Source organism: Nocardia sp. GP40, from assembly GCF_050434125.1.
Taxonomy (GTDB): domain Bacteria; phylum Actinomycetota; class Actinomycetes; order Mycobacteriales; family Mycobacteriaceae; genus Nocardia; species Nocardia albiluteola.
The window spans coordinates 48,996-63,636 of record NZ_JBNPVW010000011.1; the positions used below are offsets into that span (position 1 = coordinate 48,996).

Genomic DNA, 14,641 nt, shown 5'->3' on the forward strand with positions numbered 1-14,641 from the left:
CGCACAGGATTTGCGCGTTGGTTACTCGTCAGGGCATGCCCGGATGGGTGATTCTGTGTCGGAGCGCACTCATCGGACGTCCGCGGCCGGGCCGCCGCTGCCGGTCCCCGGCACGGTTCGCACCGTCTGAATCGCACCCACCCTCGACCCGCCGGCATCCGCTGCCAGCCCTGATACCGGAGTGAGAAGAACAATGAACCAGCCCAAGAATCACCTGATCGGCGCCGTCCAGGCCACCGAGGTTCCTCGCTACGCGGGGAAGGGCACCTTCGCGCGCATCGCCGACATCCACGAGGTGAGCGACTACGACATCGCGATTCTCGGCGCACCCTTCGACGGCGGCACGTCCTACCGGCCGGGTGCCCGGTTCGGCCCGCTCGCTGTCCGGCAGGCGGCCCGGGCACTGCGCCCCGGCTACCACGTCGAACTCGGTGTCGCGCCGCTCGAAGAGGTCCAGGTCGTCGACGCCGGCGACATCACGGTCACCCCGTACGACATCGCCGAGGCCTGCAAGCAGATCGAGGACCATGCCCGCGAGATCCTCCGCGGCGGGGACCGCAGGGTCGTCTCGATCGGTGGCGACCACACCATCGCCCTGCCGAATCTTCGTGCGCTGCACGCAAAGCACGGCCCGGTCGCGCTCCTGCACTTCGACGCCCACCTCGACACGTGGGACACCTACTTCAACGCTCCGGTGACGCACGGGACGATCTTCCGCCGCGCCTTCGAAGAGGGGCTGTTGATCGAGGACCACTCGATCCATGTGGGTATCCGCGGCCCGATCTACGACCAGATGGACCTCAACGACGACGCGCGGATGGGGTTCCGGATCATCCGGGCCGGCGACCTGGACGTCATGGGCGTCGAGGCGGCCGTCGACGTCGTGCGCCGGCGCATCGGTGACGCCCCGGTGTACGTTTCCATCGACATCGACGTGCTCGACCCGGCGTTCGCACCGGGCACCGGCACGCCCGAGGCCGGCGGGCTCACCTCGCGGGAGCTGCTGCGGATGCTCCGCCGGCTGACGGGTCTGAACATCGTCGGCGCCGATGTCGTCGAGGTCGCCCCCGCCTACGACCACGCCGAGATCACCTGCGTTGCGGCCGCCACGCTGGTGTTCGACCTGGTCTCGCTGATGGTGTCCGGTTCGTCCGCGAAGGCCGTCTCCGCAGCCGCCGCGTCACCCGAGGAGTCCGCGACGGCGAGGTAGCCGCGCTGACCGGGGCGGGCGCAACCTCAGTCTCGCTCCCCGAGAGCAACGGAAATGCTCTCCCGCAGGGACGTCCGACCGCCCCGCCGCAGCAGCCGATCGAACGACGACTCCCCCAGTTCGGCGCGGATACGAGCGCTGGCCTCGTCGTGCCCGTCGCGCATACCGCCGTAGCCGAGCATAAACGTCTCCCCCGACGCCCAACTGGCGGCCGCGGCCCCCTGCATCCGCGCGGCCAGTTCGGCGTCGCCGCGCTGGACCGCAATCCAGGACATCACCTCCAACACCCAGGCGCACAGGATCCGATCGCCGAATCCCCTGACGAGCCGCAGACACTCGCGTTGACGGTCGAGGGCATCCGAGAGGTCCCCCGCGAAGAAGGCATCGTATCCACGCACGAAGGTGAGGTACGCGAGGGTCCACTTGTCGCCGGCCGCCGTGCACAACGCCTCCGCCTCACGGCAGAGCGCGACACCGTGGGGGTCGCCGCGCGGCGGCAGACTGGTGAGCAGCCCGGCGATGGCGACCGCGAGCCCCTCGGCGTCGCCGGAGTCGCGTTGGCACTGCACCGCCTCCTCGTAGTGCACCCGGGCGAGCTCGAGTTCGCCACCACAGGTCGCGGCGAATCCCAGCGCGGCGGCGGCGTACCCCCGGTCGCGGTGATCGCCGCGTGCGATCGCGAGTTCGCGCGCCCGGGTGGCCCGATCGAGCGCCGTCGTCCGGTCACCCTGCAGCATCACCACGACCGACGAACTCCACTGCGCCCGTGATCGATTCGCCTCATCCATCGAGGGGGACTCGAGCGCCGCCGACAACCAGCGCCGGGCCTCCGACAGGCTGGAGCTGGCCAGCCAATAGAAGTGCAGCGACGTCACGATCTCGATACCGGCCGGGGACAGCTGCCCGTCGCTGCGGCTGTAGGAAAGGGCCGCGCGGAAGTTCTCCCGCTCGTCGTGGACCATGTTGTACAACCCCTGCTGACCGGGGCCGAACCACCCCCGCCGGAACTCCACGGCCAGGCGCCGGTACCGGGCGACGAATCGTTGCAGGCACGCCTGCCGCAGGTCGGTCTCGGCCAGGCGCTCGCTCCCGAAGTCGCGCAGCGTCACCAGCAGCCAGTAGCGGCGGACACCACCGACGGTGCCGGACAACAACATCGACTTGTCCACCAGCGACGCCAGAATCAACCGGACATCCCGTTCCTGGTATCCGGGACCCGCGCAGACCTCCGCCGCAGCCGCAGCGGTGAAACGTCCCGTGAATACCGACATCATGGCCCACACGTCGCGTTCCTGGGCGGTGAGCAGGTCGTAGCTCCACTCCACCAGCGCCTGCAGCGAGCCGTGCCGCGGATCCGCAGGCCGGCCGGCGGCGGCGAACATCCGGAACCGGTCGGCGAGCATCGCCAGCATCTCGTCCAGTCCGTACGCGCGCAGCCGGGCGGCCGCCAACTCGATGGCCAGCGGCATCCCGTCGAGTTGCTCGCACAACCGGGCCACCGCGGCCCGGTTGTCGTCGGTCAGCGCGAAATTCGGTTCGGCCGCCCGCGCGCGCTCGGCGAGCAGGGCGACCGCCTCGGATTCGGCCCCCTCCTCTGCGCCGGCGGCGGTGGTATCGGGCAGTGAGAGCGGCATGACCGGATAGACATGTTCACCATTGACGCCCAGCACCCGCTGACTGGTCACCAGCACGCGCAATCCGCCGATCGACTGCAGCAACTCCTCGACCAGCGGGCCGCACGAGTCGACCAGGTGCTCGCAGCTGTCCAACACGATCAGGGCGTCGCGATCGCCCCACGCGTCCGAGATTCGGTCGACCAGGGCCCGGATCGGGCTGCGCACGCCGGTCGGTTCGTCGGCGAGTCGCAGGTCGTCGGCGATCTTGTCGATGAGCAGTTCCGGTTCGAGCACGGTTCCCAACTCGACGAGCCAGGTGTTCGCGTGCAACGGCGACGCCGCCGCCGCCTCCATCGCGAGCCGGGTCTTGCCCACCCCGCCCGGGCCGGTGAGCGTGACCAGACGCGCCGTCGTCAACAGTGCGCCGACATCGGCAAGCTCAGCCCGCCGTCCGACAAAGCTGGTCAACTGCAGCGGCAAGCGCGGAGGTCGCGCGGTCCAGCCCGACGGGGAGCGCTCCCGCGCCGGTCTCGGGGCGGACGTGTCCCGCGATCCCGTCACGCCGGGCAGGGCCATCTCGTCGATCGGCAGGCCGCTGCGCAGCTCGACCTCGCGCACGAGGTTTCCGAACTCCACCGCGGTGTGCGGGCGTTCGACCGGATCGCGCGCCATCGCGGCTTCGATCAGCTCGCACGCGACCCCGGGCACTCCCTGCTGGCGCAGATCGGGGATGTGATCCCGGACGATCCGCAGCAGCTGCGCGACAGCCTGCTCCCCCTTGCGTCGTTCGAAGGCGGCATGACCGGAGACCAGGTAGAACAGTGTGGCACCGAGCGCGTAGACGTCGGACTCGACGCTCGGCGGCCCGCCCTCGAGCACCTCGGGGGCGGTGAACGCCAGAGTGCCGGTCACAGTACCGGCGGTGGTCTCGAACCCACCGGTGGTGCGGGCGATGCCGAAGTCGGTGAGCTGTGGCTCGCCGTAGTCGGTCAGCAGGACGTTCGCCGGCTTCACGTCCCGGTGCAGAATCCCCGCACCGTGGGCCGTCTCGAGGGCGCCGGCCAGCTTCACGCCGACATGCAGGGCCTCCGACCAGGTCAGCGGCCCCTGTCGCCGGATTCTCACCTCCAGCGAGCCCGCACCGCAGAACGGCATCACGATGAAGGGCCGGCCGCTGGCGGTGACCCCCACCTCGTAGATCGACACGATGTTCGGGTGCCCCGAGAGCGTGCCCATCGCGTATTCCTCGCGCAGGAAGCGTTCCCGATTCTCGCGGTCGAGGGACGACGAGAGCACCTTGACCGCGACCGTCCGGCCGAGGGCACCCTGCCGGCACCGAAGCACGACGCCGAAGCCGCCGCGGCCGACCTCGTGTGAATCCTCGAATCCGGCCGCGCTCAGTTCAGCTGCAACTGCCTCGATCGGATCGAATCCGCCGAGGTACGCCTGGGTCGCCAGTGGGTCCGGATCGGCCACGGCACGCTCTCTCCTCGAACACCCGTGTCACTGCCTGCAGAGCGTTTTCCAGACTACCCGCGGGCCGGACCGTTCGTTTGCTCGCCTGTTGCCCTCCATCAGCATTCGACGACGTTGACCGAGACGTTGACGGCGAGCCCGCCCATGGACGTCTCCTTGTACTTCGAACTCATGTCCAACCCGGTCGCGCGCATCGTCTCGATCACCTGATCGAGGCTGACACGATGAGTTCCGTCCCCGCGCAATGCCATCCGGGCGGCATTGATGGCCTTGCCCGCCGAGATCGCGTTCCGTTCAATGCACGGGATCTGGACGAGCCCGCCGATCGGGTCGCACGTCAGGCCCAGGCTGTGCTCCATGGCGATTTCCGCGGCATTCTCCACCTGCGCCGGCGTACCGCCGAGGATCTCCGCGAGCCCCGCCGCCGCCATCGAGGCGGCGGACCCGACCTCGCCCTGGCACCCGACCTCGGCGCCGGAAATCGAGGCGCGTTCCTTGTAGAGTGACCCGACCGCACCCGCCGCCAGTAGGAAGCGAATGGCCGTGCCGTCCGGATCGGACTTGCCCATGGGCGTGTAGTTGGTGGCGTAGTACAGCACCGCCGGAATGATCCCGGCCGCACCGTTGGTGGGAGCGGTGACGATCCGTCCCCCGGAGGCGTTCTCCTCGTTGACCGCCAGGGCCACCAGATTCACCCAGTCCTCGGCAAAGGCGGGGTCCCGGTCGGGATCCTCGCGACGTAGACGTTCGTACCAGTCGCGGGCCCGGCGCCGGACGCGCAATCCACCCGGCAGGTAACCCACCCGCGAAATACCCAGTTCGAAGCACCCCACCAGCACGTCCCTGATGTGCAGCAACCGGCTGCGGACCTCGCACTCGGGCCGGGCCGCACGTTCATACTCGAGCATCACGTCGCCGATCGAGATCCCGCGGTGCTCGGTGATCTCCAGCAACTCCTTCGCGGAACCGAACGAGAGCGCCGGCGGGCCCGCCTGCGCCGGCGCGGCCGTCTCGAACTCGGTGACCACGAAGCCGCCGCCGATGGAGTAGTAGGTCTCCCGCAGCAGTTCCTGCCCGCCGTCGCCGGTCGCGGTGACGGTCATCGCGTTCGGATGAAAGTCCCGAACGGTCAGCGGATGCAGCACGATCTCGTCTTCGGCGAGATGGATCTCCCGGACGCCACCCAGCATGATCCGGCGGGTCTCCCGCAGTGTCGCAAGGCGACTGTCCTTCTCCTGCGTCTCGATGGTCTCCGGCCGGTACCCCTCCAGCCCGAGCAGGATCGCGGAGAAGGTGCCGTGGCCGGCGCCGGTGGCCGCGAGCGATCCGTAGAGGTCGACGCGGACACCGGCGACGGCATCGAGCACCCCGAGGGAAGCGAGGGCCGCGGCGAACATCCCGCCCGCCCGCATCGGGCCGACGGTGTGTGAACTGGACGGACCGATGCCGACCGTGAAGAGGTCGAACACGCTGATGGTCATGAGTCGGGGTCCTTCCGGATCATCACAGCGAGTACCCGCAGCGCAGCCATGCTCTACAGCTCCGGGTAGAGGGGGTACTTGTCGGCGAGTGTGCGCACGTCGATCGCCAGCGCCGACACGTCCGCCTCCGGCGCCGCGATCAACGCCCGGGCGATGAGGTCGGCGACCTTCTCGAAGTCCCCGGCGTCGAAACCCCTGGCAGCCAGGGCCGGGGTACCGATCCGCAGCCCCGAGGTCACCATCGGCGGACGCGGATCGAACGGCACCGCGTTGCGATTGACCGTGATTCCGATCGCGTCGAGGCGATCCTCCGCCTGCTGGCCGTCGATCTCCGCGTCCCGCAGGTCGACGAGAACCAGGTGCACGTCGGTCCCGCCGGTCAGCACGGAGATGCCGGCGCCCTGCACGTCCGGCCGACCCAACCGCTCGGCGAGGATCTTGGCGCCGTCGAGGCAACGCTGCTGCCGCTGCGCGAACTCGGGCTGGGCGGCCATCTTGAATGCGGTCGCCTTGCCTGCGATGACGTGCTCGAGCGGCCCACCCTGCTGGCCGGGAAACACCGCCGAGTTGATCTTCTTCGCGATGTCGGCCTCGTTGGTGAGGATGATGCCGCCGCGCGGTCCGCCGAGCGTCTTGTGGGTCGTCGAGGTGACCACGTGCGCGTGCGGGACCGGTGACGGGTGTAGCCCGGCCGCGACGAGCCCGGCGAAGTGGGCCATGTCCACCATCAGGTAGGCGCCGACCTCGTCCGCGATCTCGCGGAAGCGGGCGAAGTCCAGGTGCCGGGGGTAGGCCGACCAGCCGGCGATGATCAGCTGCGGCCTGTGCTCGCGTGCCGCCCTGGCCACCTCGTCCATGTCGATGCGGTAGTCGCTCTCCGAGACCCCGTACGCCGCAACGTGGTACAGCTTCCCGGAGAAGTTCAGCCGCATGCCGTGCGTGAGGTGTCCACCGTCGGCGAGGGACAGACCGAGGATGGTGTCGCCCGGCTTGATCAGCGCGTGCATCACCGACGCGTTCGCCGTGGCTCCGGAGTGGGGCTGCACGTTGGCGAACTTCGCGCCGAAGAGTGCCTTGATTCTGTCGATGGCGAGCCGCTCGATCCCGTCGACGTGCTCGCACCCGCCGTAGTACCGGCGCCCCGGGTAGCCCTCGGCGTACTTGTTGGTCAGCACCGAACCCTGCGCCTGCATGACGGCGATCGGAGCGTGGTTCTCGGAGGCGATCATCTCGAGCCCGGTGCGCTGACGCTCGAGTTCCTTACCGATGAGGGCGGCGACGTCGGGATCGAAATCCGCGAGGGTCTGGTCCAGGATGCTCATGCCACGATTCCGTTCTTCTCCGCGTACTGGGCGGCGGTCAACAGGTCACCGGCGGCGGAGGGCTGCACGGCGAACAGCCAGCCCTCCCCGTAGGGGTCGGAGGTGACCAGACCCGGGTCGTCGACGACGGCGCTGTTGACCAGGGTCACACGGCCGCTGACCGGCGGGTACAGCTCGGAGACGGTCTTGGTGGACTCGACCTCACCGCAGCTCTCGCCGGCGACTATGGTGGCGCCGACCTCGGGCAGGTCCACGAAGACCAACTCGCCGAGCGAGTCGACGGCGATCGAGGTGATGCCGACCCGGACGGGGTAATCGGGGAGCTCGGCTCCCGGTCTGATGGCCACCCACTCGTGGGCGTCGGTGTAGCTGCGGTCGTCGGGCAGATCGAATGAGGACATGGCGGTACCTTCTCGAGGGCTCTGGTTGGTGACTGGGTAGGTCGATAGTGTTCGAGCGCTGCGTGTTCGAGCGCGAAGTGTGCGAGCGCTACGGCGTCAGGAGCGGCGATAGAAGGGCGAGGGAGTGACCACGAAGGGTTCCTTCTTGCCGCGGACGTCGACGGTCAGCTCCGTCCCGGACTCCTGCGCAGCCGCGTCCACGAAGGCGAGCGCGACCGGGTAGCCGAGCGTCGGCGAGAGCGCACCGGAGGTGACGACACCGACTGCCCTCTCGCCCGCCGCGTCGTACACGGTGTAGTCGGCGCGGGCCGCTCGCCGGCCGGTGCCCTTCAGTCCCACCAGCACCCGCTCGACGGGCCGCTCCGAGAGTTCCTGCAGCGCATCGCGTCCCACGAACTCCTTGCCCAACCGGACCACCTTGCCGAGGCCGGCCTCATAGGGGTTGGTGTCCAGGGTCAGCTCGTGACCGTACAGCGCCATACCCGCCTCGAGCCGCAAGGTGTCGCGGCAGGCGAGACCGGCCGGCACACCCCCACGGTCCGCGGTCGCGTCGAGCAGTGCCCGCCACAGGTCCACCGCCTGCGCGTTGGGCACATACAGCTCGAAGCCGTCCTCGCCGGTGTACCCGGTGCGGGCGAGCAGCACGTCGATGCCGGCGACCGACGCGGGGGTGACCGCGTAGTACTTCAGCTCCGTCACGACAGCGACCTGCTCGTCCGGCACCAGTGCCTGCACGATGTCCTGGGCGGCCGGACCCTGCACGGCGATCAGCGCGGTCCGCGCCGACTGGTCGTCGACCTCGGCATCGAATCCCTCGGCGCGCAAGACTAGTTCACGTGCCACGGTCGGCGCGTTGGACGCGTTGGCCACGACCAGGAAGTGCTCGTCGGCGAGCCGATAGACGACCAGGTCGTCGATCACTCCGCCGTCGGCGTTGCACAGCAGCGAGTACTTGGCCCGCCCGATGCCGATCTTGGAGAGTTCGCCGGCAAGCGCGTAGTCCAGCAGCGCGCCGGCGGCGGGGCCGGTGATCGCGATCTCGCCCATGTGCGAGAGGTCGAAGAGTCCGGCAGTGCTGCGCACGGCCCGGTGCTCGGCGAGTTCGCTGTCGTACTTGAGTGGCATCTGCCAGCCGGCGAAGTCGGTGAAGCTGGCCTCGAGGTTAGCGTGCTCGTCGAGCAGCGGAGATGCGGGGGATGTCGAGACGGTCATGCGAAAGCCTCCTCGCGGGTGTCGACGTTCGCCGCGGTGTCGGTGTCGTTGTGGCTGGTCGGGGTTTCGAATGCCGTGGGCGCCGGGCAGGAGCAGACGAGGTTGCGGTCCCCGTGTACCCCGTCGATCCGGCGTACTGGTGGCCAGTACTTCGCGGCGCGCAGGGAGGCGACGGGGAAGGCGGCCAGGTGGCGGGGGTAGGGCAGCGTCCACTCGTCGGCAGTGACCTGTTCCGCGGTGTGCGGCGCCTGCCGCAGCGGGCTGCGCTCGAGCGGCCACACCCCGGCGCCGACCAGGTCGATCTCCTGCCGAATCGCGACCATCGCCTGGATGAACCGGTCCAGCTCGGCCAGGTCCTCGGACTCCGTCGGTTCGACCATCAGGGTGCCGGTCACCGGGAAGGACAGGGTCGGCGCGTGGAATCCGTAGTCGATCAGTCGCTTTGCGACGTCCTCGGCGGTGACACCCGTTTCCTTGGTGATGGCGCGCAGGTCGAGGATGCACTCGTGCGCCACCAGACCCGACGGTCCGGTGTAGAGCACCGGGAAGTACGCGTCGAGCGACTTCGCGACGTAGTTGGCCGCCAGCACCGCGGTCTCGGTGGCGCTGGTCAGGCCGTCCGGGCCCATCAGCGCGAGGTACGCCCAGGTGATCGGCAGGATGCCGGCCGAGCCGTAGTTGGCGGCCGAGACCGGGGCTCCCCCGTCGCCACCGCCGAGCGGATCCCCGGGCAGGAACGGTGCGAGATGCTCGCGCACAGCGACCGGTCCGACACCGGGTCCGCCGCCGCCGTGCGGGATGCAGAAGGTCTTGTGCAGGTTCAGGTGCGAGACGTCGCCACCGAACCTGCCCGGCTGGGCCAGGCCTACCAGCGCATTGAGGTTCGCGCCGTCGACGTACACCTGACCGCCGGCCTCGTGCACCAGGTCGCAGACCGTGCGCACGTCGTTCTCGTATACGCCGTGAGTGGAGGGGTAGGTGAGCATGATCGCGGCGACCTTGCCCTCGTGGACCGCGATCTTGGCGCGCAGATCGTCGATGTCGATGTTGCCGTTGGCCGCGGTGGCCACCACGACCACCTGCATCCCGGCCAGGACCGCCGAGGCAGCGTTCGTTCCGTGTGCGGACTGCGGAATGAGACAGATGTTGCGGCCGCTCTCGCCGCGGGACTCGTGGTATCCGTGGATCGCCAGCAGTCCGGCCAGCTCGCCCTGAGATCCGGCGTTGGGCTGCAACGAGACTCGATCATATCCGGTGATCTCCCCGAGCCACCGCTCGAGGTCGCCGATCAGCTCCAGGTACCCGCCGGTCTGCTCGACGGGCGCGTAGGGGTGGATGCCGGCGAATCCGGGCCAGCTGATGGGCTCCATCTCCACCGCGGAGTTCAGCTTCATCGTGCACGACCCGAGCGGGATCATGGTGCGGTCCAGGGCGAGATCCTTGTCCGAGAGCTTCCGAAGGAACCGCAGCATCGCGGTTTCCGAACGGTGCTCGTGGAACACCGGGTGCTGCAAGAACGTCGAGGTGCGGTCGAGTTCTGCCGGCAGCCCGGAGACCGCGGTCGGCGTCGGGGTCACCGTCGCGCCGAAGGCGGCCACGACGCGACGCACCACGTCGTCGGTGGTGCACTCGTCGCAGGAGATGCCGACGTGGTCGTCGTCCACCAGGCGCACGTTGATGCCGAAACGATCGGCGTTGGCGACGAACTCCCCGGCCCGGCCCGGCACCCGGACCTGCACGGTGTCGAAGAAGTGGTCGTGCACGATCTGGTGGCCGGCCGCCCGCAGGCTCTCGGCAATCGTCACGGCATGGCGGTGGACACGGGTTGCGATGGCGCGCAGACCCTCCGGACCGTGGTAGGCCGCGTACATGGCTGCCACGTTGGCGAGCAGTGCCTGCGCCGTGCAGATGTTGCTGGTCGCCTTGTCGCGGCGGATGTGCTGTTCGCGGGTCTGCAGCGCGAGCCGGTAGGCGGGGGCTCCGTCGACGTCGACCGACACCCCGACCAGGCGGCCCGGGAGCATGCGCTCGAGCCCGGTGCGCACAGCCATGTAGCCGGCGTGCGGGCCGCCGAAGAACAGCGGCACGCCGAAGCGCTGCGCGGATCCGACCGCGATATCGCAGCCCAGTTCTCCGGGCGGCGTCACGATCGTCAACGAAAGCAGGTCGGCGGCCACCGTGGTCAGCGCGCCGCGCTCGCCCGCGGCCGCGATCAGCGGCGACAGGTCGCGGACGGCGCCGCTCGCGCCCGGCGCCTGGAACACCACACCGAATGCGTCGGCGTCGGGCAATTCAGTCGAGAGATCCGCGACCAGCACCTCGATGCCGACGGACTTGGCGCGCCCCCGGACGACCGCGAGGGTCTGCGGCAGGCAGTCCGCGTCGACGATCACCCGGTTCGTGGCTGACTTGGACTTGTTCGCCCGCCGCATGAGCAGCACGGCCTCCATGACGGCGGTGGCCTCGTCCAGCAGGGAGGCCCCGGCCAGGGGGAGCGCGGTGAGATCCTCGATCAACGTCTGGAAGGTCAGCAACGCCTCGAGCCGACCCTGGGAGATCTCCGGCTGGTAGGGCGTGTAGGCGGTGTACCAGGCCGGTGATTCGAGCATGTTTCGCCGCAAAACCGCAGGTGTGACGGTGTCGTGGTAGCCGAGACCGATCATCTGGACACGTGTCTGATTGCGGTCGGCGAGGGCGCGCAGGTCGGCGAGGACCTGCGGCTCGCTCCGGGCCGCCGGCAGGTCCATGGCCTGCTCACTGCGGATCTGGTCCGGCACCGCGGCGTCGATGAGCTCATCGAGCGTCTCGTAGCCGAGTGCCTCGAGCATGTGTTGTGCCGCGGACGCGTCGGGACCGATGTGACGCGAGGGAAAGTCGCTGGTAGAGGGCCCACCATTGGGGGCAATACGGGTTTCAACCGACACGAGGTGACTCCGGTTTCGCTATGTCCGGACCGCACCGGACATCGACTAAGGGACACCTCCCCGCTCTGTCCTGAAACCTGAGAGTTGCACATTGCCGCGGCTACGGCGCTGCTCTTCACCTTCGGTAAGTACCGGCCTGCGGCCGTTCCTGTTCTCCAGAGTTGCCTCGGCGCTGCGGTACTGGGGCCTGAGAGATTCCCGGGGAGGAAGTTGCTCCTACGGCGCCTCGGAGTTCAGAAGCCTGAAACTCGGAGGTTCTCCCGCTGCGCGTCATCGGCGTCTTCAGTTGTGACGTGCAGGACTGTACACACTCCCCCGGGGTTTGTCTGCCACCAACTTCTCGCCGGCCACTCGACCGCCGATCACCCTTGCCAAAATGCGGCAGCGTTTGGCATCCTCGCTCTGGAACTCGCTCACTGTGACCGCACACATCGAGCATTCGGCGTCCCGATACCAAGTCCCGCAAAGGTATTGAGGGCCTGCTTCCTCTCCTCTGCCGACACCGCGTCCTGCGAGCGTTGCCCGGCCATGATCGTGCGGGTCTCACATCACCGGCGACTTCGCGTCGCCGCACAGCAGCCGGATCCTGCCAGCGAGATCGCACAGGCTCCGGCTATCGAAGGAGTTCCCATGAGCACCCCCCTCGCCCCGGACGGCCGTCGACTGCTTCGGCTCGAGGTTCGCAACGCCCAGACTCCGGTCGAACGCAAGCCGCCGTGGATGAAGGTGCGGATGCGCACCGGGCCCGAGTACCGAGCGCTCGCCGCCCTCGTCGAACGCGAGAACCTGCACACCGTCTGCCAGGAGGCGGGGTGCCCCAACATCTTCGAGTGCTGGGAGGACCGCGAGGCGACCTTCCTGATCGGCGGAGACCAGTGCACACGGCGCTGCGACTTCTGCCAGATCGACACGGGTAAACCCGTCGACCTCGACCTCGACGAGCCGCGACGGGTCGCCGAGTCGGTGCGCGCGATGGGCCTGCGGTACGCCACGGTGACCGGCGTCGCTCGCGACGATCTACCGGACGGCGGCTCCTGGCTGTATGCCGAAACGGTGCGCCAGATTCGCCGGCAGAGCCCGGGCACCGGCGTAGAACTGTTGATTCCGGACTTCACCGCGGATCCCGGACAACTGCGTGCGGTCTTCGACACCCGTCCAGAAGTGCTGGCGCACAACGTCGAGACCGTTCCACGCGTGTTTCGCCGGATTCGGCCCGCCTTCACCTATGCGCGGTCGCTCGAGGTGATCACCCGGGCCAGAGCGGACGGTCTGATCACGAAGTCGAACCTCATCCTCGGCCTGGGCGAGACCACCGACGAGGTGATCCAGACACTGCGGGACCTGCACGACGCGGGCTGCCAGCTGATCACGATCACCCAGTACCTGCGGCCGTCGTCCCGGCACCATCCCGTCGAGCGGTGGGCCGAGCCCGCGGAGTTCGCGCACCTCGAGCAAGTCGCCCGCGAGATCGGATTCCTCGGCGTCATGTCGGGTCCACTGGTCCGGTCCTCCTACCGCGCAGGCCGCCTGCATGCCGAGGCGATGGCCGCCGCCGATTCCCGGTAGATCCACGAAATGCCTTCATCCACACAGCTTTCACATTCCACACCAGGAGTATTCACATGACCGCACGATCCGCAGACGTGGTCGTTCTCGGCGGCGGTTCCGGCGGGTACGCCGCCGCCATCCGCTCGGCCGAACTCGGCCGCTCGGTCATCCTCGTCGAGGAGAACGAGCTCGGTGGCACCTGCCTGCACCGCGGGTGCATTCCCACCAAGGCGCTACTGCATGCCGCCGAGGTGGCCGACAATGCCCGCACGGCTTCCCAATTCGGTGTCGATGCGTCGTTGCGAGGCATCGACGTCGAGAAGGTGCTCAGCTACAAGGACACCATCGTCACCCGGTTGCACAAGGGCCTGCAGGGCCTGATCAGTTCGTACGGCATCGAGGTGGTCAACGGCCGCGGCCGGTTCGTCGCACCGACTGGCGTCGAGGTCGACGGCGAGTTGATCACCGGCACCGACGTGATCCTCGCGACCGGGTCGCACCCCAAGTCGCTGCCCGGGATCAGCATCGGCGGCCGGGTGATCACCAGCGACCAGGCCCTGACCCTGCCCGAGGTCCCGGCCAAGGCCGTGATCCTCGGCGGCGGCGTCATCGGCGTCGAGTTCGCAAGTGTCTGGGCATCATTCGGCGCCTCGGCGACGATCGTCGAGGCGCTGCCGCGGCTGGTCCCGAACGAGGACGAGGCGCTCTCGAAGTACCTCGAACGGGCCTTCCGGCGGCGCAGGATCACCGCCAAGACGGGCGCCCGGGTGACCGAGGTGGCGCAGGACGACGACGGCGTGCGCGTCACCCTCGCGTCCGGCGACGTCCTCGATGCCGACGTCGTGCTGGTCGCGGTGGGCCGAGGTCCGAATACCGCGTCGATGGGCTACGAGGAGGCGGGCATCGTGCTCGACCGCGGCTTCGTCACCACCGACGAGCGACTGCGCACCGCACTGCCGAACGTGTACGCGGTCGGCGACATCGTGCCCGGACTCCAGTTGGCCCACCGCGGATTCCAGCAGGGCATCTTCGTCGCCGAGGAGATCGCGGGACTGAACCCCGACCCGATCGACGAGACCGGCATCCCCCGCGTGACCTACTCACACCCCGAGGTGGCGTCGGTCGGCCTGACCGAGGCCGCGGCACGGGAGGCGTTCGGCGAGGAGATCAAGACCGTGACCTACGACCTCGCGGGCAATGGTAGGAGCCAGATCCTCAAGACCTCGGGAGCAGTCAAACTCATTGTGGCGCCGGATGATTCGGTGATCGGCGTGCACATGGCCGGCGATCGGGTCGGCGAGCTGATCGGCGAGGCACAGATGCTCTACAACCTGAAGGCCGATGCGGGCGAGGCCGCGAAGTTCGTGCATGCCCATCCCACGCAGGGCGAGGCACTGGGCGAGGCGTTGCTGGCCGTCTCCGGAAAGCCCCTGCACGTACACGGATAGCCC

Annotated in this window: 9 protein-coding genes and 1 riboswitch; of the genes, 3 read left to right on the top strand and 6 right to left on the bottom strand. The window is 68.8% G+C overall.

Annotation, left to right across the window (positions count from 1 at the left end):
- Nucleotides 1-193: 193 nt before the first annotated feature.
- A complete protein-coding gene (gene speB, locus ABH933_RS29400; RefSeq protein WP_429422499.1) occupies nt 194-1,210 on the top strand; it encodes an agmatinase in 1,017 nt (338 codons plus the stop codon).
- A gap of 26 nt (nt 1,211-1,236) precedes the next feature.
- Here speB and ABH933_RS29405 read toward each other — a convergent pair whose 3' ends face one another.
- The 6 genes from ABH933_RS29405 to gcvP all read right to left on the bottom strand — a co-directional run bounded on the left by ABH933_RS29405 (nt 1,237) and on the right by gcvP (nt 11,546).
- The gene (locus ABH933_RS29405; protein WP_429422497.1) at nt 1,237-4,302 is read right to left on the bottom strand and encodes a protein kinase domain-containing protein; all 3,066 of its coding nucleotides are present in this window, start codon (nt 4,300-4,302) and stop codon (nt 1,237-1,239) included.
- A 98-nt stretch (nt 4,303-4,400) separates the two neighbouring features.
- On the bottom strand, nt 4,401-5,783 hold the full coding sequence (locus ABH933_RS29410) for an L-serine ammonia-lyase (protein WP_429422495.1): 1,383 nt from the start codon (nt 5,781-5,783) through the stop codon (nt 4,401-4,403).
- 53 nt (nt 5,784-5,836) lie between these two features.
- Entirely contained in the window at nt 5,837-7,105 is a 1,269-nt protein-coding gene (glyA, locus tag ABH933_RS29415; protein ID WP_429422493.1) for a serine hydroxymethyltransferase, read from the bottom strand.
- Entirely contained in the window at nt 7,102-7,506 is a 405-nt protein-coding gene (gene gcvH, locus ABH933_RS29420; protein WP_429422491.1) for a glycine cleavage system protein GcvH, read from the bottom strand. The genes glyA and gcvH overlap by 4 nt, the downstream gene beginning before the upstream one ends.
- 96 nt (nt 7,507-7,602) lie before the next feature.
- The gene (gene gcvT / locus ABH933_RS29425; RefSeq protein ID WP_429422489.1) at nt 7,603-8,718 is read right to left on the bottom strand and encodes a glycine cleavage system aminomethyltransferase GcvT; all 1,116 of its coding nucleotides are present in this window, start codon (nt 8,716-8,718) and stop codon (nt 7,603-7,605) included.
- Complete coding sequence (gene gcvP / locus ABH933_RS29430; protein ID WP_429422606.1) at nt 8,715-11,546, bottom strand: aminomethyl-transferring glycine dehydrogenase; 2,832 nt, start codon at nt 11,544-11,546, stop codon at nt 8,715-8,717. Before gcvP ends, gcvT begins: the two co-directional genes overlap by 4 nt.
- A gap of 261 nt (nt 11,547-11,807) precedes the next feature.
- A riboswitch (glycine riboswitch) is annotated at nt 11,808-11,915 on the bottom strand.
- 357 nt (nt 11,916-12,272) lie between these two features.
- On the opposite strand from gcvP, the gene lipA reads away from it, so the two are divergent.
- Both lipA and lpdA read left to right on the top strand, forming a co-directional pair.
- Entirely contained in the window at nt 12,273-13,208 is a 936-nt protein-coding gene (lipA, locus tag ABH933_RS29435; protein WP_429422487.1) for a lipoyl synthase, read from the top strand.
- A gap of 56 nt (nt 13,209-13,264) precedes the next feature.
- Nucleotides 13,265-14,638, top strand: a complete 1,374-nt coding sequence (gene lpdA / locus ABH933_RS29440) for a dihydrolipoyl dehydrogenase (RefSeq protein WP_429422485.1) — start codon at nt 13,265-13,267, stop codon at nt 14,636-14,638.
- Nucleotides 14,639-14,641 lie beyond the last annotated feature (3 nt).

Coding starts and splice junctions, on each gene's coding strand:
- gcvT (WP_429422489.1), bottom strand. CDS start 8,718: ATGACCGTCTCGACATCCCCCGCATCTCCGCTGCTCGACGAGCACGCT.
- lipA (WP_429422487.1), top strand. CDS start 12,273: ATGAGCACCCCCCTCGCCCCGGACGGCCGTCGACTGCTTCGGCTCGAG.
- gcvH (WP_429422491.1), bottom strand. CDS start 7,506: ATGTCCTCATTCGATCTGCCCGACGACCGCAGCTACACCGACGCCCAC.
- gcvP (WP_429422606.1), bottom strand. CDS start 11,546: ATGCTCGAGGCACTCGGCTACGAGACGCTCGATGAGCTCATCGACGCC.
- lpdA (WP_429422485.1), top strand. CDS start 13,265: ATGACCGCACGATCCGCAGACGTGGTCGTTCTCGGCGGCGGTTCCGGC.
- speB (WP_429422499.1), top strand. CDS start 194: ATGAACCAGCCCAAGAATCACCTGATCGGCGCCGTCCAGGCCACCGAG.
- ABH933_RS29410 (WP_429422495.1), bottom strand. CDS start 5,783: ATGACCATCAGCGTGTTCGACCTCTTCACGGTCGGCATCGGTCCGTCC.
- glyA (WP_429422493.1), bottom strand. CDS start 7,105: ATGAGCATCCTGGACCAGACCCTCGCGGATTTCGATCCCGACGTCGCC.